Source organism: Nocardioides sp. WJ219, assembly GCF_058559815.1.
This window is the reverse complement of the sequence record NZ_JBZUJV010000010.1, coordinates 177,822-203,715: the sequence shown is the minus strand read 5'-3', so window position 1 is coordinate 203,715 and position 25,894 is coordinate 177,822. Positions and strand designations below refer to the sequence as shown.

Annotated in this window: 25 protein-coding genes; 8 read left to right on the top strand and 17 right to left on the bottom strand. The window is 72.7% G+C overall.

Annotation, left to right across the window (positions count from 1 at the left end; genetic code table 11):
* Positions 1–16: 16 nt before the first annotated feature.
* The 4 genes from AC4MBH_RS20425 to AC4MBH_RS20410 form a co-directional block, all read right to left on the bottom strand.
* Complete coding sequence (locus AC4MBH_RS20425; protein WP_491797238.1) at positions 17–1,291, bottom strand: PKD domain-containing protein; 1,275 nt, start codon at positions 1,289–1,291, stop codon at positions 17–19.
* 120 nt (positions 1,292–1,411) lie between these two features.
* Positions 1,412–1,651 carry a DUF6458 family protein gene (locus AC4MBH_RS20420; protein ID WP_491797237.1) on the bottom strand — a complete coding sequence of 80 codons (240 nt, stop codon included), beginning with the start codon at positions 1,649–1,651 and terminating at the stop codon, positions 1,412–1,414.
* Positions 1,652–1,763: 112 nt separating this feature from the next.
* Positions 1,764–2,774 (bottom strand): 1-aminocyclopropane-1-carboxylate deaminase, encoded by a 1,011-nt coding sequence (locus AC4MBH_RS20415; RefSeq protein ID WP_491797236.1) that lies wholly within the window; start codon positions 2,772–2,774, stop codon positions 1,764–1,766.
* Between the two features lie 55 nt (positions 2,775–2,829).
* Positions 2,830–3,504, bottom strand: a complete 675-nt coding sequence (locus tag AC4MBH_RS20410; RefSeq protein ID WP_491797235.1) for a GntR family transcriptional regulator — start codon at positions 3,502–3,504, stop codon at positions 2,830–2,832.
* Between the two features lie 138 nt (positions 3,505–3,642).
* Between AC4MBH_RS20410 and AC4MBH_RS20405 the strand changes: the two genes are divergently transcribed.
* The 5 genes from AC4MBH_RS20405 to AC4MBH_RS20385 all read left to right on the top strand — a co-directional run bounded on the left by AC4MBH_RS20405 (position 3,643) and on the right by AC4MBH_RS20385 (position 7,377).
* The gene (locus AC4MBH_RS20405; protein ID WP_491797234.1) at positions 3,643–4,371 is read left to right on the top strand and encodes an alpha/beta fold hydrolase; all 729 of its coding nucleotides are present in this window, start codon (positions 3,643–3,645) and stop codon (positions 4,369–4,371) included.
* Between the two features lie 206 nt (positions 4,372–4,577).
* Positions 4,578–5,315 carry an SDR family oxidoreductase gene (locus AC4MBH_RS20400; protein ID WP_491797233.1) on the top strand — a complete coding sequence of 246 codons (738 nt, stop codon included), beginning with the start codon at positions 4,578–4,580 and terminating at the stop codon, positions 5,313–5,315.
* Between the two features lie 48 nt (positions 5,316–5,363).
* The gene (locus AC4MBH_RS20395) at positions 5,364–6,296 is read left to right on the top strand and encodes an SDR family NAD(P)-dependent oxidoreductase (RefSeq protein ID WP_491797232.1); all 933 of its coding nucleotides are present in this window, start codon (positions 5,364–5,366) and stop codon (positions 6,294–6,296) included.
* A gap of 76 nt (positions 6,297–6,372) precedes the next feature.
* Positions 6,373–6,981, top strand: coding sequence for a TetR/AcrR family transcriptional regulator (locus tag AC4MBH_RS20390; protein WP_491797231.1), 609 nt, complete (start codon positions 6,373–6,375; stop codon positions 6,979–6,981).
* A 51-nt stretch (positions 6,982–7,032) separates the two neighbouring features.
* Positions 7,033–7,377, top strand: coding sequence for a cupin domain-containing protein (locus tag AC4MBH_RS20385; RefSeq protein WP_491797230.1), 345 nt, complete (start codon positions 7,033–7,035; stop codon positions 7,375–7,377).
* Between the two features lie 62 nt (positions 7,378–7,439).
* On the opposite strand, the gene AC4MBH_RS20380 is transcribed toward AC4MBH_RS20385, so the two are convergent.
* Both AC4MBH_RS20380 and AC4MBH_RS20375 read right to left on the bottom strand, forming a co-directional pair.
* Positions 7,440–8,042 (bottom strand): DUF6461 domain-containing protein, encoded by a 603-nt coding sequence (locus AC4MBH_RS20380; protein WP_491797229.1) that lies wholly within the window; start codon positions 8,040–8,042, stop codon positions 7,440–7,442.
* Positions 8,043–8,079: 37 nt separating this feature from the next.
* Positions 8,080–9,870, bottom strand: a complete 1,791-nt coding sequence (locus tag AC4MBH_RS20375) for an LVIVD repeat-containing protein (RefSeq protein WP_491797228.1) — start codon at positions 9,868–9,870, stop codon at positions 8,080–8,082.
* 149 nt (positions 9,871–10,019) lie between these two features.
* On the opposite strand from AC4MBH_RS20375, the gene AC4MBH_RS20370 reads away from it, so the two are divergent.
* A complete protein-coding gene (locus tag AC4MBH_RS20370; protein WP_491797227.1) occupies positions 10,020–10,724 on the top strand; it encodes a DUF305 domain-containing protein in 705 nt (234 codons plus the stop codon).
* A gap of 155 nt (positions 10,725–10,879) precedes the next feature.
* On the opposite strand, the gene AC4MBH_RS20365 is transcribed toward AC4MBH_RS20370, so the two are convergent.
* Positions 10,880–11,425, bottom strand: a complete 546-nt coding sequence (locus AC4MBH_RS20365) for a hypothetical protein (protein ID WP_491797226.1) — start codon at positions 11,423–11,425, stop codon at positions 10,880–10,882.
* A gap of 390 nt (positions 11,426–11,815) precedes the next feature.
* The gene (locus AC4MBH_RS20360; RefSeq protein WP_491797225.1) at positions 11,816–12,973 is read right to left on the bottom strand and encodes a ThuA domain-containing protein; all 1,158 of its coding nucleotides are present in this window, start codon (positions 12,971–12,973) and stop codon (positions 11,816–11,818) included.
* Positions 12,974–13,136: 163 nt separating this feature from the next.
* On the opposite strand from AC4MBH_RS20360, the gene AC4MBH_RS20355 reads away from it, so the two are divergent.
* Positions 13,137–14,396 (top strand): ROK family protein, encoded by a 1,260-nt coding sequence (locus AC4MBH_RS20355; protein WP_491797224.1) that lies wholly within the window; start codon positions 13,137–13,139, stop codon positions 14,394–14,396.
* Positions 14,397–14,778: 382 nt separating this feature from the next.
* Here AC4MBH_RS20355 and AC4MBH_RS20350 read toward each other — a convergent pair whose 3' ends face one another.
* Complete coding sequence (locus AC4MBH_RS20350) at positions 14,779–16,992, bottom strand: glycine-rich protein (protein ID WP_491797223.1); 2,214 nt, start codon at positions 16,990–16,992, stop codon at positions 14,779–14,781.
* A 497-nt stretch (positions 16,993–17,489) separates the two neighbouring features.
* Positions 17,490–18,908, bottom strand: coding sequence for a type I glutamate--ammonia ligase (gene glnA, locus AC4MBH_RS20345; RefSeq protein WP_491797222.1), 1,419 nt, complete (start codon positions 18,906–18,908; stop codon positions 17,490–17,492).
* Positions 18,909–19,098: 190 nt separating this feature from the next.
* Here glnA and AC4MBH_RS20340 point away from each other — a divergent pair, with 190 nt between their 5' ends.
* Positions 19,099–19,530, top strand: a complete 432-nt coding sequence (locus AC4MBH_RS20340; protein ID WP_491797221.1) for an RDD family protein — start codon at positions 19,099–19,101, stop codon at positions 19,528–19,530.
* A gap of 13 nt (positions 19,531–19,543) precedes the next feature.
* Here AC4MBH_RS20340 and AC4MBH_RS20335 read toward each other — a convergent pair whose 3' ends face one another.
* The 7 genes from AC4MBH_RS20335 to AC4MBH_RS20305 all read right to left on the bottom strand — a co-directional run bounded on the left by AC4MBH_RS20335 (position 19,544) and on the right by AC4MBH_RS20305 (position 25,876).
* Positions 19,544–20,305 (bottom strand): DUF4191 domain-containing protein, encoded by a 762-nt coding sequence (locus tag AC4MBH_RS20335; protein WP_491797220.1) that lies wholly within the window; start codon positions 20,303–20,305, stop codon positions 19,544–19,546.
* A 48-nt stretch (positions 20,306–20,353) separates the two neighbouring features.
* Positions 20,354–21,304, bottom strand: a complete 951-nt coding sequence (gene lipA, locus AC4MBH_RS20330; RefSeq protein WP_491797219.1) for a lipoyl synthase — start codon at positions 21,302–21,304, stop codon at positions 20,354–20,356.
* A gap of 20 nt (positions 21,305–21,324) precedes the next feature.
* Positions 21,325–22,320 (bottom strand): hypothetical protein, encoded by a 996-nt coding sequence (locus tag AC4MBH_RS20325; protein ID WP_491797218.1) that lies wholly within the window; start codon positions 22,318–22,320, stop codon positions 21,325–21,327.
* Entirely contained in the window at positions 22,317–23,267 is a 951-nt protein-coding gene (locus AC4MBH_RS20320) for an ABC transporter ATP-binding protein (RefSeq protein WP_491797217.1), read from the bottom strand. Before AC4MBH_RS20320 ends, AC4MBH_RS20325 begins: the two co-directional genes overlap by 4 nt.
* 76 nt (positions 23,268–23,343) lie before the next feature.
* A complete protein-coding gene (gene lipB, locus AC4MBH_RS20315; protein WP_491797216.1) occupies positions 23,344–24,081 on the bottom strand; it encodes a lipoyl(octanoyl) transferase LipB in 738 nt (245 codons plus the stop codon).
* A 10-nt stretch (positions 24,082–24,091) separates the two neighbouring features.
* Positions 24,092–24,988, bottom strand: coding sequence for an alpha/beta hydrolase (locus AC4MBH_RS20310; RefSeq protein WP_491797215.1), 897 nt, complete (start codon positions 24,986–24,988; stop codon positions 24,092–24,094).
* 30 nt (positions 24,989–25,018) lie between these two features.
* Positions 25,019–25,876 carry an alpha/beta hydrolase gene (locus tag AC4MBH_RS20305; protein WP_491797214.1) on the bottom strand — a complete coding sequence of 286 codons (858 nt, stop codon included), beginning with the start codon at positions 25,874–25,876 and terminating at the stop codon, positions 25,019–25,021.
* Positions 25,877–25,894 lie beyond the last annotated feature (18 nt).

Below are 25,894 nucleotides of genomic sequence, written 5' to 3'. Positions count from 1 at the left end.
CGCCGGGGCCGTCGGCTCACCGGACGACGCGCCACCGCCAGGTGCGGGTGGTGCGGTTGCCGACGGCGTCGACCACCAGCAGCCTGACGGTGTGGCGTCCGGGGGAGAGGGCGCGTCGCGGCGTCGCGGTCAGCAGCCCGCGGCGGGCGTCGTACCGGACCGGGACGGCGCGGCCGTCGACCCGCACCTCCAGCGCCGTCCGGGGCACGGTCGAGTGGCGGTCGGAGACGACGGCCCGCACGGTCGGGGTGCGGTCGCGGGTGGCGCCCGTCGGGGCGGTCACCCGGATCGTGGGACCGACGGTGTCGACGGTCCAGCCGCGCGCCGCCGGGGTGGGATCGGTGTTGCCGGCGGCGTCGGTGGCCCGCGCGTGGGCTGTGTGGTCGCCGTCGGTCAGGCCCGCGTGGGTGACCTCCGACGCGCACGGTGACCAGGGGCGGTCGTCGAGGCGGCACGCGAACGTGCTGCCGGGCTCGTCGCTGCCGAGCCGCAGGGTCGCGCGGCCCGACCTCACCGTGCCGGAAGGTCCGGCGGCGATCCGGGTCTGCGGCGCCACGTCGTCGTCGAGGTCGTCGACGACGACCTCGACCGAGTCGGAGCCGACCTCGCCCCCGGCGTCGGAGACGGTGAGGGTGGCGACGTACGTGCCCGGCGCGTCGTAGGTGTAGCCCGCGACGGCAGTGTCGGCGACGTCGGTGGTCGAGCCCGGGTCGCCGAGGTCCCAGGCCCAGGTCAGGTCGCCGGACGCACCGGTGACCTCGCCCGCGAGGACGACGTCCAGGGGCGCGACGCCGCGGCTCGGCGTCGCCCGGGCCGTCACGACCGGCGCCTGGTCCTCGACCACGGTGACGCTGCCGCGCATCGTCACGCCGTGCATCGAGCAGAGGTAGTAGTAGGTGCCGGGCCGGGTGAAGGTGTAGCGGAACGGCGGCCCGTCCGGCGCTCGGTACTCGGCGACGCCTGGCTGCCACGACTCGCGGACGTCCTCGGAGGTGAGGTCGTGGTTCTGCGTCGCGCGGTCGAACTGCCACTCGACCGTGTCGCCGACGGCGACCGTCACCTCGGACGTGCCGGTGTCGACCGACTCCCACCGGTTGCCCCGGGCGTCGTCGACGGCGTCGACCACCCACGTCCGCGCGGCTGCCGTGGGTGCCGTGGGTGCCGTGGGTGCTGTACCGGGCGACGCCTCCCCGGCACCGACGAGCCCCACGAGGGCGCTCGACAGCAGCACGGCCACCAGGACGCACGCCAGGACGGGTCGGACCGGGAGTGGTCCGGACGGTGCGGGCATGGTCGGACCTCGAGATCAGCGTGCGACGGGGAGAACCATGTTCGCACTTCTGAACTCACGTGACAACGGTGCCGTCCCTAGAGCGGCTCCGCGCCGGGTGCGCGGGGCCGTCGGGCCGGTTCAGATGTCGGTGCGGCTCTCGTGCACCGTCTGCGTGCCGTCCGCGTGCACCGTGGTCGCCACGCTGCGCCGACGGCGGCCGCTGTTGAGCGTCACCGCGGTGAGGAGGAGGGCGAGCAGCCCCACCCCGGCCATGATCCAGCCGACCATCGTCAGGTCGACGGCGTCGACGGTGTCGCGGACGGCCAGCGCGAGGACGAGTCCGGCGACCAGCAGGAAGGCTCCGACTCCGTAACCCATGACGTGCTCCTTCGGTAGGCGATCCGAGACCGTCGGTACATCTGCCCGCCGGCGGTGCTCGGTAAACCCGTGGGCCCGCCCCGCTCGGACGGCCGTCGGGAGCCGGCGCGGGTCAGTCGGTGAACAGCGCGCTGTAGGCGTTGAGCGCGGGTTGGCCCCCGAGGTGGGCGTAGAGCACGTTGGACCCCGGCGCGATGTCGCCCTGCCGCACCAGGTCGACGAGGCCGGCCATCGACTTCCCCTCGTAGACCGGGTCGATGATCATCCCCTCCAGGGAGCCGCTGAGCCGGATCGCGTCGAGGGTCGACTGCACCGGGACGCCGTAGCGCTCGCCCGCCCAGCCCTCGAGGACGGTGATCTCCTCGTCCTCGAGGTCACGTCCCAGCCCGATCAGGCCTGCGGTGTGCCGGGCGATGCGGGCGACCTGGTCGCGGGTGTCGTCGATGGTGGCCGAGGCGTCGATGCCGATGACGCGACGCGGCCGGTCCTGCAGCGCGAAGCCGGCGATCATCCCGGCGTGCGTCGACCCGGTCACCGTGCACACGACGACGGTGTCGAAGAAGACCCCGAGCTCGCGCTCCTGCTGCTCCACCTCGGCGGCCCAGCCCGCGAAGCCGAGGCCGCCGAGCGGGTGGTCGGAGGCGCCGGCCGGGATGCCGTACGGCGTGCCGCCGCGGCGGCGTACGTCCTCGAGGGCGTCGTCCCAGCTGCTCTTGAACCCGATGCCGAAGCCGGACGGGTCGAGCCGCACCTCGGCGCCCATGATCCGCGACAGCATGATGTTGCCGACCCGGTCGTTGAGGGGGTCGGGCCAGTCCACCCAGCGCTCCTGCACCAGGACGGCGCTCAGGCCGAGCCGAGCGGCGAGCGCCGCGACCTGGCGGGTGTGGTTGGACTGGTAGCCGCCGATCGAGACGAGGGTGTCCGCGCCCTGCTGCAGGATGTCGGGCACCAGGTACTCCAGCTTGCGGGTCTTGTTGCCCCCGTAGGCCAGCCCGGAGTTGCAGTCCTCGCGCTTGGCCCAGATCCGGGGGCCGCCGAGGTGCTGGCTGAGCCGGTCGAGCGGGTGCACCGGGCTCGGGCCGAAGAGCAGCGGGTAGCGGGGGAAGTCCTGCAGGGACATGGCTCTCCTCGGGGTGGTGACCGGACGACCACACCAATATATCGCATACCGGAGGTCAGTGCCCGGGCGTCTCCTCCGGCTGCTCGGCCGCGGTGGCCAGGCTGTGCCAGGTGCCGAAGGCGACCGCGGCCGCGCCGGCGACGTCGGCGTCCCGGCAGAGTCGGATCAGCTCGTCGTGGCGGGCGACGGACTCGCGGCCGGCGACGGTGGCGAAGCGGAGCCGCTCGGCGCGCCGCACCATGGGCGTGAACTGGTCGAGCACCTTGGCGAGCGAGCGGTTGCCGCACACGGCGACAGGCACGGCGTGCAGGTCGTCGTCGGCCTGCAGTGCGCTGTCGACGTCACCGTCCTCGACGGCGGCGCGGAACCTGCGGTTGGCCTCGACCATCGCCTCGAGGTCGGCGGCCGTCAGGGCGGGCACGGCCTGCCGGACGGCGAGCTCGTGCATCGCCGCGACGACGTCGCGCGCGTCCGTGGTGGCGCGCACGTCGAGCGTGCTCACGGTGGTGGAGCGGCCCGGCAGCGCGACCACCAGCCCGCCCTCGGCCAGCCGCATCAGCGCCTCGCGGACGGGCGTGCGGCTGACGCCGAGCCACTCGGCCAGGGCCAGGTCCTTGAGCTGCTCGCCCGGCGCGAACGTCCCGTCGACCACGGCGTCGCGCAGCCGCCGGTAGACGTCGTCGCGCAGGAGGGTGCGGTCGACGGCGGGGGAGTTCTGGGGGATGGGCACGCAATATATTGCGCGCGCCTCGGCGGGCGGGTCAAACCGCCGCGTGGTCGGCGGCGCCCTTGCGTCACCTCCCAGTACGCAATATATTGCATTTCGAGGACGCCGTCCGGTGTCCCGAATTCCCGAGAGGAACGCCCCATGAGCACGAACCCCGCGAAGCAGACCATCGTCCTGGTCCACGGCGCCTACGCCGACTCCTCGAGCTGGAACGGCTCGATCGCGGCCCTGCAGCAGGCCGGCCACCGCGTGGTCGCCGTCGCCAACCCCCTGCGGGGGCTGGAGAGCGACGGCGAGTACCTCCGCAGCGTCCTGGAGAGCATCGAGGGACCGATCGTCGTCGTGGGGCACTCCTACGGCGGGTCCGTGATGAGCCAGGGCGCCGACGGCAACCCGAACGTGACGGCCCTCGTGTACGTCGCCAGCTTCCTGGCCGAGCCGGGGGAGACCCTCCTCGAGCTCGTCGAGAAGTTCCCCGGCGCCCAGCTCGGCGGCGCCGCCCGCCCCACGCCGTACCCGACCCCGGGCGGTGGCACCGGCTCCGACCTCTCCATCGACCCGGAGCAGTTCCACGCGCTGTTCGCCGCCGACGTCGACGCCGAGGTGGCGCAGCGGATGGCCGTGACCCAGCGTCCCCTCGCGCTGGAGGCGTTCACGGCCCCCGCCACCCGAGCGGCCTGGCGGTCCATCGAGTCCTGGGCGCTGCTCGCGGAGCAGGACCTCGCCGTCCCTGCCGAACTGGTGCGGTTCATGTCCGAGCGCGCCGGCGCCCACCTCGTCGAGGTCGACGGGTCCCACGCCATCACGGTGTCGCGGCCCGACGTCGTCACCGACGTCATCCTCGAGGCCGCCGGCAAGACCGCGCGCTGAGCCGTGGCTGCGGCGCCACGTCCGTCGCCCACCAGCCCCGACTTCCCAGGCAACACCTGAACTTCCCGGGCATTGCATTGCCCGGGAAGTTCAGATCTCCCCGGTCCACCGGTGAGATCTCGCGCCCGCCGCCCGAAAGTTATGGACACTCCGTCCACATCGTGCTTATATGGACACACAGTCCATTACGAGTGAAGGAGCGTCCCATGAACGACCACACCTCCCGCGTCGCCCTGGTGACCGGCGGTTCCGGCGGCATCGGCAGCAACGTCGTGCGCCGCCTGGCCGCCGACGGCCTCGCGGTCGCCGTCCACTACGCCGGCAACCCCGACCGGGCCGAGGAGCTCGTCTCGGAGATCGTCGACGGGGGCGGCCGGGCGATCGCCGTCTCGGGCGACGTCGCCGACGAGACCGCGATGGCGGCGGCGTTCGACGCGACCGCCGCGGCCTTCGGCGGCATCGACGTCGTGGTCAACACCGCGGGCATCATGATCCTCTCGCCGCTGGCGACCCTCGACCTCGCCGACTTCGACCGGATGCACCGCACCAACGTCCGCGGCGCCGTCGTGGTCTCCCAGCTCGCGGCCAACCGGGTGCGCGACGGTGGGGCGATCATCAACTTCTCCACGACCCAGACCCGCGCGCAGCACCCCACCTACGGCGCGTACGTCGCCACCAAGGCGGCGGTCGAGGGGATCACCCTGATCCTGGCCCGGGAGCTGCGCGGGCGGGACGTGACGGTCAACGCCGTGGCGCCCGGACCGGTCGCGACGCCGTTGTTCCTCGACGGCAAGGACGAGGAGACGATCGACCGGATCGCCCAGCTCGTGCCTCTCGAGCGCATCGGGGTGCCGGACGACGTCGTCGAGACCGTGGCCCACCTCGCCGGCCCGGCCCGGTGGGTCAACGGCCAGACCGTCTTCGTCAACGGCGGGCTCGCCTGACCGGCACCCCTCCACGACCACCACGCCAGAGCGAGAGCGAGCACAGCCATGACCGAGAAGACCGAGAAGACCGAGAAGACCGAGAACATCGTCCTGATCACCGGCGCCTCCAGCGGCTTCGGTGCCCTCACGGCCCGGGCCCTGTCCGACACCCGAGGCGGCGCCACCACCACCGTCTACGCCGGCATGAGGGACACGACCGGCCGCAACGCCCCCCAGGTGCGGGCCGTCGAGGAGCACGCCGCCGAGCACGGGGTCGACCTGCGCGCCGTCGAGCTCGACGTCAGCGACCAGGACTCCGTCGACGCCGCGGTGCGGCAGGTCCTCGGCGAGCACGGCCGGATCGACGTCCTGATCCACAACGCCGGCCACATGGTCGTCGGCCCCGCGGAGGCGTTCACGCCCGACCAGCTCGCCGAGCTGTACGACGTCAACGTGCTCTCGACCCAGCGGGTCAACCGCGCGGTGCTGCCGGGCATGCGCGAGCGGGGCGCCGGCCTGGTGGTGTGGGTCTCCAGCTCGAGCGTCAAGGGCGGCACCCCGCCGTACCTCGCGCCGTACTTCGCCGCCAAGGCCGGCATGGACTCCCTGGCGGTCAGCTACGCCGCTGAGCTGGCCCGCTGGGGCGTGGAGACCACCATCGTGGTCCCCGGGTCCTTCGCCACCGGCACCAACCACTTCGCCCGCTCCGGCCGCGCGGACGACGGCGCGGTGGAGGCCGCCTACGAGACGCGGTACGCCGGCCTGATGGACCAGGTCGCGTCCAAGCTCGCCGCCCTCGCACCCCCGGACGCCGACGCGAGCATGGTCTCCGACGAGATCGCCCGGGTCGTGGACCTGCCGGCCGGCCGGCGGCCCTACCGCGTGCACATCGATCCTGCCGGCGACGGCTCCGAGCAGGTCTCGGAGGTCGCCGACCGGGCGCGGCGCGAGTTCCTGGACCGGGTCGGGCTCGGCGACCTGCTCACGGTGACGACGTGACGCACCGGCGCGCCGCGTCGGCCCGGTCGCCGGTCCCTAGACTTCCGCGGGTCGGGCGAGACGGAGGAGGCCGGTGGTGACCCAGGAGAGCGCGACGCCGACGACCCGCCGCGGTCGGGGCCGGCGCCCGGCCGACGAGGTCCGGGCCGACGTCCTCGAGGCGGTCGGGGAGATCCTCCTGACCGAGGGCAGCGCCCACCTGACCTTCGACCGGGTCGCGCGCCTGGCCGGCGTCAGCAGGACGACGCTGCACAGCTGGTGGCCGTCACGGGGCGCGCTCGCGCTGGAGGGCTACTTCCACGCCGTCCAGGACACCTTGGCCTTCCCCGACACCGGCGACGTCCGCGCCGACCTGGTCAGCCAGCTGCGGGCGTTCACCGAGGTGATGACGCAGACACCCGGCGGGCGGGTCCTGGCCGAGCTGATCGGGCAGTCGCAGACCGACGCCGACCTGGCCCGGTCCTACCGCGCCCTGTACTCCAGCGAACGTCGCCGCCTCGCCGGCGAGCGGCTGGCGCGCGCGCAGGAGGTCGGGCAGGTCCGCTCCGACGTCGACGTCCAGGTCCTGGTCGACCAGCTCTGGGGCGCGGTCTACCACCGGCTCCTGATCCCCGACGAGCCGTGCACCGACGAGTTCGTCGTCGCCCTCGTGACCAACCTGCTCGACGGCGTCGCGCCCCGCTGACGGCGGGCTATGGTGCTGGTCCGACCGGCCGCGAGCAGCAGGAGGCACCTCATGCAGGCAGAGTCCTTGACCGACCTGGTCCAGGAGCACCTCGACCTCGCTCGTAGCGGGTCGAGCAGCCGCAGCGCCCACACCGTGTACGGCGGCCACGAGCACCGCCTGCGCCAGACGCTGATCGCGCTGGCCGCGGGCCACCAGCTCGACGAGCACGAGAGCCCCGGCGAGGCCACGCTCCAGGTCCTGGCCGGCGCGGTGACCCTGGTCTCCGCCGACGAGCGCCACGACGGCGCCGTCGGCGACCTGATCATCATCCCCGACGCCCGGCACTCCCTCGAGGCCGTGGAGGACTCCGTGGTGCTGCTGACCGTCGCCCTGGAGGCCGCGGGTCACGCCTGACAGGACCACCCGACGTGCGGGTGTCCCCGCGCGGGCGGGCCGGTCGAGCCGGCCCAGCCCGGTCAGTCGAGGTAGGTCAGCGTCGGCACGCGGTGGTAGCCCTGCGCGACCGCGCGCCTCAGGTCGTCGCTGGTGACGACGATGCCGGTGTACGCCGCCGCCATCGCCAGTCCCACGAAGCCGGTGGCGGCGTCCTCGGCGGTGTCCTCGGCGGTGGGGTCGACCCAGGCCGCGTCGAACAGCGGGCGGAGGTCGGCGGGGACGGCCTCCCTCTCCTCCTCCGTGACGAACATGAACTCGGCGGCGTCGAAGACCAGCACGCCGTCGCGGGCACACCCGAACCGCTCGTGCGCCGCGACGTTGGAGCGGGTCACCGCCGCGGCGCCACCGCCCGTCGACAGGGCGGCCAGCACCCGCGGGCTGGGGTCGGCGTACCCCGTGTGCTCGATGGCCACCGCGCCGCCCGGCACCTCGGTGGCGGCGTAGGCGGAGTGGCCCCCGCGGTCGAGGTCGGGGTGGGGATCCGCACCGCTCTCGGGCTCAGCGCCGAGCAGCCGGAGCACCTCGACCCGCGACCGTCCCGCGACCAGCAGCACCGTCAGCGACTCGCCGTCGATGCCGGCATCCTCGAGGAGCGCGTCGTACGCCGTCGGGTCGTGGTCCACGGCTCCCAGCCTAGGAGGGGCACGCCAACGAGCTGCGTCAGCGCAACGTCCGGGCCAGGTCGGTCAGCGCCTGCTTCAGCTCGCCCTGGTCGCCGGTGGCGCTGAGCTGACGAACAGCGTTCTCGAGCTGGGCGACCGACGCGCGACCGCGGCCCTCGAGCTCCTCGGCCTTCTCGAGGTGCTTGGCGACCTTGTCGAGCGTCTTGCCCGACAGCGCACCCGACCGCACCGCCTGGTCGAAGTAGGCGCCGGCGACGTTGAAGCTGGGCTCCCACTCGATCTTCGGCTGGTGCTGGGCGTTGAACTGGTCGAGCACGACCTCGCGGGCGGCGTCGATCTCGTTCTCCGACAGCTGGTCGCTGGGCAGCAGGCCGAACGTGTCGAAGCCGCGGGCGATCTCGGTGCCGTAGACCTGGCCGTTGTACCAGTAGGTCGACCAGAACCCGGCGAGGTTGATCCCGGCGGGGTTCGGGGTGTTGACCGGGCCGCGGTCGAAGTAGGCGATCTCGACGGGGTTGGCGGTGTCGCTGAAGTCGATGACGGACAGGCCACCCTGGTACCAGGCCTGGACGAGGATGTCGCGGCCGGGCACGGGGACGAGCGAGGAGTTGTGGGCGACGCAGTTCTCCTGGGCCGTCTGCACGGCCGGCATCTTGAAGTAGCTGCGGAACTCCATCTGGTCGCCGACGAGGTCGAACCACGCGTCCGCGCCCCACTCGGGCCGGTCGGTGACCCGGCACCGGGCCGACGTGCCGCCGCCCCACTCGTCGGTGAACATCACCTTGGTGCCGTCGTTGTTGAAGCTCGCCGAGTGCCAGTAGGAGAAGTTCGGGTCGGACACGGCGTCGATGCGCCGCGGGTTCACCGGGTCCTCGACGTCGAGCAGGATCCCGTTGCCCTGGCAGGCCCCGGCGACGAGCTCGCGGGCCGCGAACGACGTCATGTCGTGGCAGGTGTTGGTGTTCGGCACCGGCGAGTACGACGTCCCGGACGGGTGCTGCGTGCCGCTCGGGGTGTTCTGCAGCCCGTTGTAGGCACCGGTCGCGGGGTCGGTGAAGATGCGGGGCTGGCTGACGATCGCGGCCTTGGCCGGGTCGGCCAGCGGGACCTTGATGACGTCGATGCGCCACGGGGTCGGGTTGCCGGTGGTCACCGGGACCTGGGAGTTGGTGTTGGCGTTCTCGCAGCCGGGCAGCTCGGTCGCCGACCGGACGCCGGACGTGCCGGAGTTGTAGATGTAGATGTTCGCCGGGTCGTCGGGGTCGGTGACGATCGTGTGCGTGTGCGACCCGCGGCAGGTCTGCACGCCGGGCAGCTGCACCGGGTTGTCGATGTCGCTGATGTCGAAGATGCGGACGCCGCGGAACCGGTCGGCGGCGCTGGTGGCTCCCTGCGTGCCGCAGTCCTTGCGGGCCCGGGTCTCCTCGACGGAGATGAAGAGGAGGTCGCCGTACACCGACGGGTCACCCTGGCCGCCGGGGCAGACGAAGGACCCGCGCAGCGTGGGGTCGGTCTGGTCGGAGAGGTCGTAGACCTGGAACCCGTTGAAGTTGCCGACGATCGCGTGGTCGCCGGTGAAGGCGAGGTCGGAGTTCACGAAGCCGAAGTTGCCGGGGGCTCCGTCGAAGGCGCCCACGCGCGGGTCGTTGTCGAGCAGCTCGATGTTGCTGCTGGCCTCCGACCAGGGGAAGTAGCCCGGCGCGAGTCCGACCCGCGGGTCGTCCTCGGCCGAGGACGCCACCGGGGCCAGGGTCAGGGCGAGCAGTGCCGCCCCCGCCACGCCGACCGCGCGTCGGCCGTTCCCGCTGAGCTTGCGCAGGGGTGACATGGGACTACCTCCTCGAGAAGGGCCAGATCTGCCGAGCGACATGGGGGGCGGCCCTGAACTACGATCAACCTAGTGTGAGGTTCGCCTCCACCGCCAGACCCTCGTCCGGAGCCGGTCCAGGCTTGCCGTCCACCTCGGGAGACCGCCCCATGACGACGTCCCGCCGCCTGCTGGCGGTCGCCGCCTGTGCCGTCTGCGCCGTCCTGGCGCTCGGTGCCTGCTCGTCCGAGGGGGAGGACTCCCCGTCCACGTCGTCCGGCTCGTCCGGTGCGTCGGAGACGCCCGAGGCCCCGGTCGTGCAGCTGGGCGCGCCCGGGGAGGACAACCGGACGCTGTCGCCGGACGAGCTCGAGGACCTCGACGAGCCGGGCCACACCGAGTCCGACGTGGCGTTCGTGCAGGGCATGGTCCCGCACCACCAGCAGGCCCTCGAGATGGTCGAGATGGTCGCGGAGCGGTCGGCCTCGTCGCAGGTGCCGCTGCTCGCCGAGCGGATCGCGGCGTCGCAGACCGACGAGATCGCGCAGCTCGAGGACTGGCTCACCCAGCGTGGGGAGTCCACGTCGGGCGCGCACGCCCACCACGGGGGTCACGGCGACGGCGACCTGATGCCCGGGATGCTCACCGAGGCCGAGCTGGCGCAGCTGCGCGCCGCCGACGGGCCGCGCTTCGACCGGTTGTTCCTGCGCCTGATGATCCGTCACCACGAGGGTGCGATCGCGATGGTCGACGACCTGCTGGCCGGCGACGGCGGCCAGGAGTCCCAGGTCTTCCAGCTGGCCAGCCACATCGAGTCCGACCAGGCCGTCGAGATCGCCCGGATGAAGCAGGTGCTGGTCGACGGCGCGTCCTGAGACCGGGCCCGTCGCGTTGGTCGGGCGGCCGTCCCGGTGCTCTGGTCAGCCGCGGTCGGACACCAGTGTGGACACCAGTACGGACACCAGTGCGGACACGGAGAACCGCGCCGGTCCGAGTGGGCCGGAGCGGTCCTGCGCTGGTGTGGGAGGCGTCAGCCGACCGCGTCACCGATGCGGGAAGCGATGACCTGGGCACCGGCATGTCCGGCGCTGCCGCCCCGGATGGAGCCGACCACGGTCAGGGTGGTGTCGTCCTCGGGGATCACGAGGTAGGTCGTGGCGTTGGTCTGGGCGCCGTTCTGCCCGTCCTCGGGGATGTCGGAGGTGAACGAGGTGCCGCGGTCGTTCGAGCCCTCGACCAGCAGCGAGATGACGCCGTAGTCCACCGACGCCGGGGTGCCCCCGAAGTGGAAGAACTGTGCCGTGCCGTCGATCAGGTAGCGACCGGAGTCCAGCTCGAAGGTGAGGAGCGGGGTGTCGCTGTTGCCGTTCGCCGGGCTGCCGGGAACCGGGACCACGTTCAGCTGGAACCCGCCGCCGAGGTCGGTGAGCGGGGTGAGGTGGGTGGTGACGTCGGTCGTGCCGGAGGGGCCCCGAGGACCAGCGGGACCGGCGGGACCGCGCGACGTGGAGTTCACGCGCGAGCGGAGCTGTGCACTCAGGTCCTTGCCCTGGATCCCGTTGTCGCGGACGTCCACGCTGCGGATGGAGCCGTCCCGGATGTCTCCGCTCCCGATCTGACCTGCGGCAACGGCGCCACCGACCCCGGACAGGGCAGCGATGGCCAACCCGCCCACGGCAACTGCGGCAACGCGACTCTGGAAGAACTTCATGGAACGGCCTCTCGATGGAGCCACCCGGTCGCAGGCGGCTCGGGGTGGCACGCGCCACACTAGGCTGGCGACCTGCTGCGCGATGCGTTTCTGCGCAGATTCCTCGGGGCCCGCCGTGCCGGGTGAGCAGGCGCCGACGAGTCCCCCGGACCGCCGCCGATGACGAAGGTCCGCCGACGCTCGTCGGCGGACCCTCGTCATCGATCTTCTCGCGCCCCGCCCGCCTCACGGCGGGGTCGAGCCGCGGCGTGGAGGTCAGTAGCCGACGAGCCCGCTCTGCCACTCCTGGAGGTCGGCGAGCTTCTCGACCAGCACCGGGTCCTTGACGCCGTGCGCCTTGCCCTTCGCCTTCTTGATCAGGTGGGCTGCACGCGCGTGGTCACCGGCGTCGGCGGCGGCCTCGGCCTGCTCGAGGGAGCGGGCGAGGGACTCGGCGTGCTTCGGCCCGTTGCCGTGACCGTGGCCGTGGCCGGGGCCCTCGACCGCTGCGACGAGGCGCTCGACCTCGGGGAAGGTGACGCAGTCGCCGCCGCCCTCGACGACGCCGGCGGTCCACTCGATGCCACCCAGGAGGTGGGCCAGGAAGAGCGAGTCGCTGTAGGAGGAGTCGACGTGGCCGGCACCCTCGTACCACGAGCGGCCGCCCTCGAAGTTGTGGCACCAGGCGATCGGGTGGTCGGCGCCCATCGTGCCGCCGGTGTACGTCGACTCGTCGAGGGTGAGCAGCACGTGCACGTCCTCGCGGGGGTTGGCCGTGTAGTTGTACCACTCGTCGAACCGCGACCACTCCTTCGGCAGCATCGTGGTGGACGGGTGGTTCGGGCTCTCCACGACCATCGTGGCCTGCTGCTGCGCGGGGTGGTTGCGGAAGCGGGCCGACCCTCCGGTCAGCCTGCTGAACCACGGCACGGCGTGCATCTCGTCGGTGGCCGCGTGCAGCCCGACGAACCCGCCGCCGCCGCGGATGTAGCCCTGCAGGGCGGCGAGCTCGGTGTCGTCGAGCGTGCGCGGCCGGGCCGGGTCCTGGTTGTTGGTGCCGTCGACCGGCGAGGCGAACAGCACGGTCGCGTACTGCGAGAGCGCCTCGGCGCTGGTGAACGGCGTCGTCGTCATGCTGAGCGCGGGCTGACCGGGGGAGCGGCCGACCGGCGGGTCCCACACGTCGACGGTGAAGCCGTGCTCCTGGCCCAGCGCGATCACGGCGTTGGTGGTCTCGTCGATGTGGGAGTGGCGGAACCCGAGGGTCTTGCCGACCACGAGCACCTTGTACGGCGCCGCGTCGGCAACGTCGGGACGGTCGTCGCGCGGAGCGGCGTCAGCGGGCGCGAGGGTGGAGACGGTGAGCGCGAGGGCGGCCGCACCGAGGGCGGCAGCGGCGGTCCGGAGAGCCCGGCGCGGGTGGTGGGGGGTCATGGGGGGTTCCCCTGTCTGCCGCGGGAGCGGCATTTGTCGGAGTGCAGGACAAAGTGCTGTCCACGACGCTAGTGACCGCCGTCACGGACGTCAACGGGCTCGGAGGAACGTCGGCGAGGCCGCGAGCCGCTCCCCGGGCGCGCCGATCTGCCACCATCGCCCCGTGAGGCGCGAGGTGTCCGACGACCAGCCGGTGGTCCCCAGCAGGCTGGGCACGACGCCGTCCCAGGTACGCCGCCACAACCTCGGCGTGCTGCTGGAGCGGTTGCACCTGGACGGGCCGTCCTCGCGGTCCCAGCTCGGCGCGGCCACCGGCCTGACCCGCTCGACCATCGCCGACCTCGCGCAGGACCTCGTGGCCTGCGGGATGGCCACCGACTCCGGGCGCGTGCTGTCCTCCGGGCTGGGGCGCCCCTCGTCGGTGGTCGAGGTACGGCCGGAGGGTGCGGTCGTGCTGGCGGTCGAGCTCGCGGTGGAGTCGGTCGCGGTGGCGACGGTCGGCCTGGGCGGCGCCGTGCTGGCCACCGACCGGGTCGGTCTGCCGCGCGGCACCCTGACGGCGCCGGACGCCGTGGCGCGGGTGCACGCGCTCGCCGCGCCGCTGCTGGCCGGGCACGAGGAACGGCTGGTCGGCGTGGGCGTCGCCGTCCCCGGCCTGGTCCGTCGCACCGACGGCTTTGTGCACGTGGCGCCCAACCTCGGCTGGCGCGACGTACCGCTGGGCCTGATGCTCGGTGCCGCGCTCGGCCGCCCGACCCGGGTCGAGGTGGCCAACGAGGCCGACCTCGGGGCCCTCGGCGAGCACCGCCGGGGTGCGGGGCGCGGGGCCGAGACCATGGTCTTCGTCTCCGGCGACGTCGGTATCGGTGCCGGCCTGGTGGTGGGCGGGCGGGCGATGCTCGGGGCCGCCGGGTACGCCGGCGAGGCCGGGCACATGCTGGTCAACCCGGACGGACGACCCTGCACCTGCGGTGCGCGCGGCTGCTGGGAGACCGAGGCCGGCGAGGTCGCCCTGCTGCGGGCGGCGGGCCTCGACAGCACCCACGGCCATGCGGCGCTCGACCGTCTCCTGGGCCGCCTCGACGCCGGCGACCAACGGGCCGCGCTGGCGTCGGCCGAGATCGCGCGCTGGGTCGGCCTCGGCATCGGCAACCTGGTCAACCTGCTCAACCCCGAGGTCGTGGTGCTCGGCGGCTTCCTGCAGCAGTTCCACCGCCACCTGCGCCCCGCCCTCGAGAGCGCCCTCGCCTCCCGCGCGCTCGCCCAGCCCCGGGCGGTCGTGCGCGTCGTCCCCGGCACGCTCGGCCGCGCGGCCCAGCTGCACGGCGCCGCCGAGCTCGTGCTCGCCGAGGTGCTCACCGACCCGTGGTCGACCTGTCGCCCCGGGAGCACGGCCGTGGACCGGGCGGTCTCGCCGGGCTGACGCGCGGTGCCTGCCTGCACCAGTACTGGTGAAAGGCGGTCAACGCGCCCCGACCCGCGCTCAGCAGCCTGCTCGACCGAGGCCTCTCCCCGGGTCGACAGGAGTGCGTCCGGGACACGTGGCGATCGTTGGCGGGGCCGAGGATGACGACCAGCGGCACGCCGTAGCGGGTGGGCGGTGGTGATCCCCCGCAAGGGCTGCCTGGTGCGCCCCGTCGAGCTCAGCGACGTCCGCGAGTGGACGCGATGCGCGCCCGCGACGCCGACGCCGTGCGCGAGAGCTGATGCAGCGCCCCCTCGGCGAGGTCGCGCACACGCTCATCCGCGGCTTCGCCGGCGTCGGAGCGGTCCCGACCTCGGCGTCCCCCAGGAGGTCGCGCGGCTCAACCGGGCTTCAGGACGATCGTGCGTCGAGCCGTTGCCCCTCCGGCGACGGTCGCGGTCGCCTGGGTGGTGAGGCCCGCCTTCTTCGCCTTGCTCAACAGCCTCTTGCCGGCCGTGGTCAGCTTGAGCTTGACGGTGGCGTTGGCACGCCCGGCGATCGCATAGCTGGCGGTGGCGACGACGGTCTTCTTCTGCACGAGCTTGAGCGTGCCGCGGCACACCATCGCGCCGGCGCAGCTCACGTCGACCTTCGTCCTCCCGCCCGAGACCGTTGCCCGCCCTGTCCCGATCGCGACCGTCGCCGGGGTGACCCGGTAGGAGATCGAGGCCGTGCTCCTGAGCCCGTTCGCGGAGGTGGAGGTCACCGTGTAGGTGTGGGCGCCGGCGCGCGAGGTGTCGAGGCTGCCGGTGCCGCCGGACGTCGAGGTCGCACCGCGGCTGTCGTTGCACGACGCGAGACCCGGCCCGCCGGCTCCTTCGGCGCACGCGAACCTCGTCTTCACGACCTGGCCGAGCTGATACGTGGCGCCGCGTGCTGGTGCGGAGATCGTCGCTGTCGGCGCCCCAGCCACCGTGTACGAGATCGTCCTGGTGCCCGTCTGGCCGTTGGCGGAGGTCGCGGTCACGGTGTAGTCGTGGGTGCCGACCGACGACGTGTCGAGGGTGCCTGCACCCCCCGACGTCGACGTCGTGCCGGCGCTGTCGTCGCACGACGCCAAGCCCGGCCCGCCGGCTCCTTCGGCGCACGTGAACGCCGTGGGCACGACCTGGCCGATCCGATAGGTGCCACCGGTCGCCGGCGAGGAGATCTCCGCGGTCGGCGGCGGCGGGGCCACCACCGTGTACGAGATCGTCAACGGGACTCGCATCTGCCCCGCGTTCGGGTCGTCGGCGTTCTCGCCCCATTCGGTCCACGCGTTCACGGTGTAGTCGTGGGTGCCGAGGGTGGAGGTGTCGAGGGTGCTCGTGCCTTCCGGCGAGCCAGACCCGCCAAGGCTGTCGAAGCAGGCGGACAGCCAGGTGCCGGCTCCCGCGGCACACGAGAACGCCGTCGTGACCACTTGCCCGAGCACGTAGGTCTCACCGGGTGCCGGCGCGGAGATCACCACGGTCGGCGTTCCGGGCTCGACCGTGTAAGAGATCGTCTCGACGTCCGTCAGTCCGCTGGCGGAGGTCGCGGTGACGGCATAGGTGTGGGTGCCGACGACCGACGTGTCGAGGGTGTTGGTGCCGCCCGCCGCCGTGTCCGAGCCCTGGTTGTCGTTGCACGACTCCAGGCCGGGTCCGTCGACCGCTTCCGCGCACGTGAACGCCGTCGGGACGACCTGGCCGAAGGCGTAGCTGCCGCCGGTCGTGGGCGACGAGATCACCGCGGACGGCGGCAGTGCGGCTGGGTAGGTGATCGAGACGGACGCCGGGGCCTGCGACGCGGCCGCCGGCGAGGTCCCGTACGCGTGGGAGACCACGAAGCTGGAGCCTCCGCCGCCGGAGCCGCCATAGGAGCCGTTGGAGCCGCCTCCACCCCCGCCACCGTAGTAGCCGCCTCCGCCGCCACCCCCACCGCTGCCTTGGCCGACGCCGACGCCTCCAGCGCCACCGGTGAACGCCGTACCGGCGCCGCCGGGGCCTGAGGCCCCGCCACCAGGGGCTCCGCCGGCACCGCCGGCTGTCTGGGTCCCGGCGCCTCCTCCGCCCCCGCCGTTGCCCCGGGAGTCGGCGTCGCCGCCGGCAATGCCGTACGAGGCGCCGCCACCGCCACCGGCCACGACGAGCGCGTTCGCCACCGTCGGGCTCCCGTCTCCGGAGATGACCCACGAGGCGCCCCCGCCGCCGGCGCCTCCCACGGCGTTGGCGCCCAAGGACGGTCCCGCACCGCCGGCGCCCCCGCCGCCCGTGCCGCCGGCGGTGCCGGGGTAGGGGCAGTAGGAAACGACGGGACCGGCTCCACCGACACCGATGGTGAGCTGCGCTCCAGGGGTGACGAGAAGACTCGTGGTGACGACAGCTCCGGCGCCGCCGCTTCCGCCGTAGCAGTTGCCACCGCGGGCGCCGACTGCAGTCACCTTGATCGCCGTGACCCCGGCGGGGACCGTGAACAGGGACTTCCCGGCCGTGTCGAACACCTCCGTGGTGGGCGCGACCGCGCTGTGTGCGTCAGGTGCCGCTACGACGCCCACGGCGGCCACACCGGCCAGCGTCATCGCCGTCGCCATGGCAAGGCTGAGGGGTGTTCGGGTCCATGCCCGGAAGCCAGACGTCATCGATCACTGCTCTCTCGGTCTCGACCTGCCGGGTTCGCGCGGGTTGCGAGAGCAGATCACGGGCACGCTAGCAGTGCCCGCCGCTGTGAGGCGCCGATTGCAGCACGTCGATCGGTGAGGGCCACCGGGCTCCGGTCAGTCCTCCGTCAGGTCGGCGAAGGCCGCCTTGGCGTCTCGTACCTCGTCGGCTCCTTCTTGCTCCAGGTGGGGTGGCGGCGTCCGCCGCCGATGAGGAGCACGCGTAGCCGCTAGTGGTGGTCGTTGCGGAACCCGCGGGCCACGCGTCGGGCCAGCTCGATGAGGCCGCTGATGGCCTCTGTCCCGGGCTGGGCGAGCAGAGACGCGAAACGCCGCCGAGCGACCTTCTGGTCGCGCGGCGGCGTTCCTGCAGTCAGAGGCGGTTTCCCTCGATCATTCGGCGTTCATCGAAGAGCCTTCCGAACCCCAGATCAGATGTCGTAGTACAGCTCGAACTCGTGCGGGTGCGGGCGCAGCTGGACCGGGGCGATCTCGTGCTCGCGCTTGTAGGCGATCCACGTGTCGATCAGGTCGGGCGTGAAGACGTTGCCGGCCGTCAGGTACTCGTGGTCGTCCTCGAGGGCGTCGAGGACGGCGCCGAGGGAGGTCGGCACCTGGTCGATCTCGGCCATCTCGTCCGGCGGGAGCTCGTAGATGTCCTTGTCGATCGGGGCGGCGGGCTCGATCTTGTTCTTGATCCCGTCGATGCCGGCCAGCAGCAGCGCGGCGAAGGCCAGGTAGGGGTTGGCCGACGGGTCGGGGAACCGGGTCTCGATGCGCTTGGCCTTGGGGTTGGAGCCGGTGATCGGGATCCGGACCGAGGCGGAGCGGTTGCGCGAGGAGTAGACCAGCGAGATCGGGGCCTCGAAGCCAGGCACCAGGCGGTGGTAGGAGTTCACCGTCGGGTTGGTGAACGCCAGCAGCGACGGGGCGTGCTTGAGGATGCCGCCGATGTACCAGCGGGCCATGTCGGACAGGCCGCCGTAGCCGGTCTCGTCGTAGAACAGCGGGGTGCCGTCGTTCCACAGCGACTGGTGCACGTGCATGCCGGAGCCGTTGTCACCGAAGATCGGCTTGGGCATGAACGTGACGGACTTCTGGTTGGCCCACGCCGTGTTCTTGATGATGTACTTGAACTTCATCACGTCGTCGGCGGCCTTGAGCAGCGTGTCGAAGCGGTAGTTGATCTCCGCCTGTCCGGCGGTGCCGACCTCGTGGTGGGCCCGCTCGACCGTGAGGCCGGAGGCCTCGAGGTTCTTGACCATCTCGTCGCGCAGGTCGGTGTAGTGGTCGTACGGCGCCACCGGGAAGTAGCCGCCCTTGAGGCGCGTCTTGTAGCCGAGGTTGTCGCCCTCGGCGCCGGAGTTCCACCAGCCCTCGACGGAGTCGATGTGGTAGTAGCTCTCGTTGACACCGGTGGAGTAGCGCACCTTGTCGAAGATGTAGAACTCGGCCTCGGGCGCGAAGAACGCCGTGTCGGCGATGCCGGTGGTCGAGAGGTAGGCCAGCGCCTTGCGGGCGATGTTGCGCGGGTCGCGCGAGTACGGCTCACCGGTGATCGGGTCGTGGATGAAGAAGTTGATGACCAGCGTCTTCGCGGTGCGGAACGGGTCGAGGTAGGCCGTCGTCGGGTCCGGGAACAGCGACATGTCGGACTCGTTGATGGCCTGGAAGCCGCGGATCGACGAGCCGTCGAAGCCGAGGCCGTCGTCGAACACGCTCTGGTCGAAGGACGACACCGGGACGGTGAAGTGCTGCATGATGCCGGGCAGGTCGCAGAAGCGGACGTCGACCATCTCGACGCCCTCGTCCTTGATGTAGGCGAGCAGCTCGTCGCTGTTGTTGAACAAATCGTCCTCCTTGGCTGCGAGCCCTCCCAGGGGCAGCCGACAAACGCGGGTGAGAGCCGGCGCGACACTGCGCCGACCGGTACCCGCAACGTACCGGGCAAGCAGTTTCTCGACCGTATCGGACTTGTTTCGCCCGTGTAACAGGTGTCCGGCGCACGTGACGTTCGTCGTGCTGCCTACCCTGGACCTCGTGAACCAGGCCGTCCCGACCGCCTCGTGGGGACGTCGGGTCCTCGCGCTCCTCGTCGACTGGATCGCCTCGACGCTCGTCGCGGTGGTGCTCGTCGGCGGGGGAGACGCCTACTTCGAGCCCGGCAGCCCGGGCGGCTTCGTCACCCTGGCGGTGTACGTCGTGGAGGCCGCGGTCTTCACCTGGCTGATCGGCGGCTCGTTCGGCAAGGTCGCGACCGGGCTGCGCGTCGTCCCGGTCGACGGCGTGCTGGGACCCCTCAACCCGCTGCGCCTGCTGCTGCGGCAGGTCCTCGTCGCGGTCGTGATCCCGCCGCTGGTCTTCAAGCCCGACGGCCGCGGCCTGCACGACGTCGTCGCCGGCACGTCGACGGTCACCGCCGACACCTTCCGGGCGCTGGTCGCCGCGCAGTCGGGCCGGTCGGCCCGCTAGAGGTCGCCGAGGGTCAGCGGCCGCGCATGTTGCCGCGCATGCCCTTCATCGACGTCGGCACCGGCCCGCGCGGGAGCGGGACCTTCGGGCGCTGGGCGTCGAGCGCCTTGAGCCGGTTGAGCACGTCGGTGATCTCGGCCGGCTTCACCTGGCGGCCGAGCTTCTGGACGTGGCGCACCAGCTTGGGCAGCGGCACCTGGCCCTCGCCGTTGCCGACGATGACCTCGTGGATCGGGGTCTCGAACGCGACCCGCTCGTGCTTCTTGCGCTCCGAGGCCAGCAGCTGGCGCAGCCGGTTGGCGTTGCCCTCACCGACCAGCACGATGCCCGGAGGGCCCACGACGCGGTGCACCATGTCGGGGCTGGTGCGGTTGCCGCCGAAGGCGACCATCTGGTCGGTCTTCCAGCCGCGGCGCAGCATCGTCAGCGCCTGCGCGCCGCCGCCGGGACGCCCGTCGAGGCGGGTGTACGCCGCGTTCTGGGCGCGGCGGCTGAAGACGATCATCATCGCCAGGAAGCCGAACAGGAACCCGCCGACGCCGGCCATGATCCAGTGCAGGACGCCGTCGCGCGGCGGCAGCAGGTAGAACAGGCCGAAGCCGACCAGCGCGAAGAGGACGAACGTGCCGAGCAGCCACAGGCCGAGCCGGGGGTCGACCTCCTTGGACATCCGGTAGGTCTCGACCACCTGGCGGCGGCGGCTCATCTTGGTCGGGTCGGTCTCCGCGACCTCGGGGGTCTTCGGGGACTTGGGGGCCTTGGGCTCCTTGGCCATCTGCGCTGCTGCCTCGCTGTTCGTGCGGTCCGGGGTGACGGGGTGCCGTCAGACGGACGCGCGCGCGTCCATCGCCTGACGGTACAGGCGACCGGCGCGGTAGGACGAACGCACGAGCGGGCCGGAGAGCACACCGGAGAACCCGATCTCCTCGGCCTCGGCGGCCAGCTCGACGAACTCCTCGGGCTTGACCCACCGCTCGACCGGGTGGTGGCGCACCGAGGGGCGCAGGTACTGGGTGATGGTGATCAGCTCGCACCCGGCCGCGTGCAGGTCGCGCAGCGCCTGCGAGACCTCCTCGCGGGTCTCGCCCATGCCCAGGATCAGGTTGGACTTGGTGACCAGGCCGAAGTCGCGGGCCTGGGTGAGCACGTCGAGGGAGCGCTCGTAGCGGAACGCGGGCCGGATGCGCTTGAAGATCCGCGGCACCGTCTCGACGTTGTGCGCCAGCACCTCCGGACGCGACTCGAAGACCTCGGTGAGCAGCTCGGGGCGGCCGTTGAAGTCGGGGATCAGGTTCTCGACGCCCGTGTCGGGGTTGAGCTCGTGGATGGCGCGCACGGTCTCGGCGTACAGCCACGCGCCGCCGTCGGGCAGGTCGTCACGGGCGACGCCGGTGATGGTGGCGTAGCGCAGCTGCATCTTCTGCACCGACTCCGCGACCCGGCGGGGCTCGTCGCGGTCGAGGGGCTGCGGCTTGCCGGTGTCGATCTGGCAGAAGTCGCAGCGACGGGTGCACTGGTCACCGCCGATGAGGAAGGTCGCCTCTCGGTCCTCCCAGCACTCGAAGATGTTGGGGCACCCGGCCTCCTGGCACACCGTGTGCAGACCTTCGGACTTCACCAGCGACTGCAGGGCCTTGTACTCCGGGCCCATCTTGGCGCGGGTCTTGATCCACTCCGGTTTGCGCTCGATCGGGGTCTCGGCGTTGCGTACCTCGAGACGGAGCAGCTTGCGGCCCTCGGGAGCAGTGCTGGACGGTGTGGGAGTGGTCGTCACTCCTCCGATGGTACGTCGCCTCAGGGCACGTCGCGGCGCCGGTACGACGCCGCGCTGGCCCCGCCGAGGACCAGCAGCAGGACGCCGTAGTAGGCGCTGCCCTGGCGGACGCTGATCTCCTCGGTGCCGTCGCACTCGCCCGTCTCGGAGTACTTAGGTCCCTCGTAGCAGGACGGCGGCACGTCGACGTAGTACTCGGCGCGGCCGTTGACGACGGCGACGGCGTTGGTGGCGGGTTCCCACCGCAGCGCGCCGCTGCCGAGGAGCCCGAACAGCAGCCCGCCGGCCACGGCCACCACGGCGAGCGTGCCGACCGTGAACACGGTGCTGCGGGTCCAGGCGGTGAGGGCGTAGCCGGCCAGGGCGCCGGCGACCACCATGGCCGTGCCCCGCACCGCGTGCTGGACCACGTCGGTGACGACCTGGCCCGACGGGTCGAGGTCGCGGGACTGCGCCAGCGCCAGGAGTCCGCCCCAGTACAGGGTGAGCACCACCACGCTGAGCACGGCTGCCAGGAGGCCGACCGCGATGGCCTTGGAGGCCCAGACCCGCAGCCGCCGCGGCTCGAACAGCAGCTGGTTGCTCATCGAGCCCGAGCTCCAGTCGTGCCCGACGTACGTCGTGCCGACCAGCAGCATCAGCACCGCCATCACGGCCACCACACCCAGGCCGCTGGTGCCGCGCTCGCCGGCGACGTCGAGCGGCTCGCGGTAGAGGAACTGGTCGATGGTCGGCTCGTAGTCGAAGTACTCGTCGCAGCGGTCGCCGCCGTTCTTGCGCGCCGCACCGAACGCCTGCGGGTTCTCGCGGCAGTCGGCGAGCTGCTCGGCGATGGACCCACGCTCCGCCTCGAGCTGCTGCTCGGCGGCGACCCGGTCGTCCTCGCTGACGGGCCGGGTGTCGTGGGCCCGCAGCGCCAGCAGCACGAGCGGGATGAGGACCGCCGCGCCGACCAGCAGCACCACCGCCCGGCGCCACCGCAGCCGGGTGAGCTCGACCAGGACCAGGCGGATCACCGGGCACCGTCCTTCGTGTCCCGCTCGGGCCCCTGGCCCAGCGAATCGGCGGCGGTGAGCTCGAGGAACACCGACTCGAGGTCGCGGCGCAGCGGGGTCAGCGCGGTGAGCCACACCCCGGCCTCGCCGAGGGTCCGGGTGATCCGGGCGGGGTCGTCGGTCTCGACGCGCAGGCCGTCGGGCGTGGCCGTCGCCGGCAGCCCGGCCGCCGCGAGCGCCTGGGCCGCCGGCGCCGCGTCGGGCACCTCGACGGCGTACGCCGACGCGTCCGTGTCGAGCAGGTCGGCCACGCGGCCGGTGGCGAGCAGCCGGCCGTTGCCGATGATGGTGGCCGAGTCGCACACCTGCTGGACCTCGGCGAGGATGTGCGAGCTGAGCAGCACGGTGACGCCCTGCTCGCCCAGCGAGCGGATGGTGTCCCGGATCTCGCGGATGCCGGCCGGGTCGAGGCCGTTGGTGGGCTCGTCGAGGATCAGCAGCCGGGGCAGCTTGATCAGGGTCGCGGCGATCGCGAGCCGCTGCTTCATGCCCAGCGAGTAGGCCCGGTAGCGGTCGCGGTCGCGGCCGGTCAGCCCGACCCGCTCCAGGGCCTGGTCGACCTGGCTGTCGGGGGCCCCGATGCTGCGGGCGAGCAGCACGAGGTTCTGGCGGCCGGTGAAGTGGGGCGAGAACTTCGGTGACTCCACGACGGCGCCGACGCGGTCGATGACGTCGGGCAGGTGTGCGGGCACCTCCTGGCCGAAGAGCCGCATCCGTCCCTGGGTGGCGCGGGCGAGGCCGAGCAGCATCCGGATGGTGGTGGTCTTGCCCGAACCGTTGGGGCCGAGGAACCCGTGCACCCCGCCGGCGGGGACGGCGAGGTCGAGGTCGTGCACCGCCACCCGCAGCACCCCGCGGCTGCGGAACTCCTTGCGGAGCCCGGAGGCCTCGATGACCAGCTCGCTCAAGTGTCGCTCCTCCGCCCGGGACAGGAGCGTCATCAGACCACGGCGCCCGCCGCGATCCGGGGACCGGCGCGCCGGGTCAGCCGCCCGGCCGCACCAGCTCGATGCGGGGCGCCCGGCCGGGCTCGGGCCGGGGCTCGTAGTCGGGCGTGGCGTCGTACGGCGTCCAGGCGAGGTAGTGACGCAGGTGCTGCTCGACCGAGGGCAGCACGTCGGTCACCGTGACCGTCCGGCCGGTCTCGACCGAGAGCGTGGTGACGCCGGCGTCGGCGATGCCGCACGGCACGAACCGGTCGTACCAGCCCAGGTCGACGTCGCAGTTGAGAGAGAAGCCGTGCATCGTGACGCCGCGGCTGACCCGGATCCCGATCGCGGCGACCTTGCGCTCCGGGCGCCCGGTCGCGGGGTCGGCGCGCAGCCACACGCCCGAGCGGCCCGGGACGCGCGCGGTCTCGACGCCGAGGTCGCGGCACACCGCGATCAGTGCCTCCTCGACCCGGCGCACGTAGTCGACGACCTTGACGTGGTCGGGCAGCGCGACGATCGGGTAGCCGACCAGCTGGCCCGGCCCGTGGAAGGTGATCTTGCCGCCGCGGTCGACGTCGATGACCTGCGCACCGCCGGGGTCGAGCGGGCGCTCGTGCGGGTCGGTGCGCTTGCCGGCGGTGTAGACGGGCGGGTGCTCGAGCAGCAGCACGGTCGGCGGCCGGGACGCCGCGACGACGCCGGCGTGGACGTCGCGCTGGAGGTCCCAGGCGGCCAGGTAGTCGACCGCGTCGGCACCGAGGCCGGCGACCTCGAAGGTCAGGTCACTCACGGTGTCGAGCCTAACGCGGCGTCCACGCGTCGCCGAGCAGCCGCAGCTGGTCGGGCAGCACCCGGCGCCAGAAGCCGCGGTCGTGGGCGCCGGGCTCGAACGACGCCCGGAGGTCGACGTCGTCGGGGAAGCCGTCGACGTAGTCCTCGACCGAGCGGTAGAAGGGGTCGCCGGTGCCGCAGTCGATGCTCACCCGGATCCCGGACAGGTCGTCCTGGCGGCCGAAGACGGTGGACGCGCGGTACTCCGCGGCGTCCTCGAAGCCGCTGGCGCTGGCGTCGTCGGGGTCCGACCACAGCGCCGGTCCGGCCACCGCGACCGCCGCGACCCGCTCCGGGCCGAGCAGGCCGGCCAGCCGGAGCGCGCCGTACCCGCCCATCGACCACCCGAGCAGCCCGATCCGGTCGATCGGCGCCGCCTGCAGGCCGCGCTCGGCCATCAGCGGCAGCAGCTCGTCGACGACCATGGCGCCGGCGTCCTCGCCCGAGGGGCGCTCGTGCCAGTAGGTGTCGCCGCCCTCGGGCACCACGATCGCGAACGGCGTCGTGCCGTCGGCCACCGCGGCGGCCAGGTGCTCGGCGACGCCGAGGTCGCCGGGCAGGAAGGCGTCGATCTCCCAGCCCAGGCCGTGCAGCGCCACCACCAGGGGCAGGTCGTACGACGCGCTGCCCGGCGGCCGCAGCAGGTGCCAGCGCACGGTGGCGCCCTGGCGCGCCCGCGACACGAACGACCCGGAGTCGACGGGCCCGGCCGCGACGTCGGGGACGGTGCCGTCCTCGCCGTTGAGGCCGAGCGCCGCCTGGATCGCCACCCGACCCGGCAGCACGCCCTGGTGCACGCCGACGCCGGCCGCGCCGGCCCCGACGGCGGCGACCGCACCACCGGTCAGGACGGTCCGGCGGGTCACGAACCGCGTCATCACTGCGTGATCACCGCCTCACAGCCGGGTGGCGACGAACGCCAGGTCGTCGGGCAGGGACCGCCGGGTGAACGCCAGCTCGTGACCGCCCTCGCCGAAGTCGACCTCGAGGTCGGCGTCGTCGGGGAAGCCGGCGACGTAGGCCCGGGTGGCGTCGTAGAAGTAGTCGCTGGTGCCGCAGGCGATGCGTACCGGGATGTCCGCGAGGTCGGTCTGCCGGTCGAGCACCGAGAAGCGCTCGTACTCCGTCGCGTCGGCGAACCCGTCGGGGTGCGCGGCGGCCGGGTCGTCGTACAGGCCGGGGCTCGAGGCGCACACCGCCGCCACCCGCTCGCGGCCGAGCAGCGGCGCGAGGTGGAGGACGCCGTAGCCACCCATCGACCAGCCGAGCAGGCCGATCCGCTCGACGTCGACGTCGACGTCGCGGCGCCGGGCAAGCAGCGGCAGGAGCTCCTCGACGACCATCGCGCCGGCGTCCTCACCCGTGGGGCGCTCGTGCCAGAAGCCGTTGCCGCCGTTGACGACGGCCACCGCGAACGGCGCCACGCCGTCGGCCACCGCGGCGGCGACGTGGCGCGGCAGGTCGATCTCGGGACCGAGGAGCTTGGCGACGCCGCCCCCGTGGCCGTGCAGCGCGACCACGAGCGGGAGCGGGCCGGTGACGCCGGGCGGCCGGGTCACCGCCCATCGGGTGGGGGCGCCGAGGCGTCGCCGCGAGCGGAACTCGCCGAGCACCACCGGGCCCGGCGCGACGTCGGGGAGGGGCGGAGGCGACGGCGGTGTGCTCGCCCCGGGTGCGTGGTCGGTGCCGCAAGCGGTGAGTCCCGTGCCGATCGCCCCGAGTGCTCCCGCCAGCGCGGTCCGTCGGGTCAGCACGCGCCCAGGATGCCACCG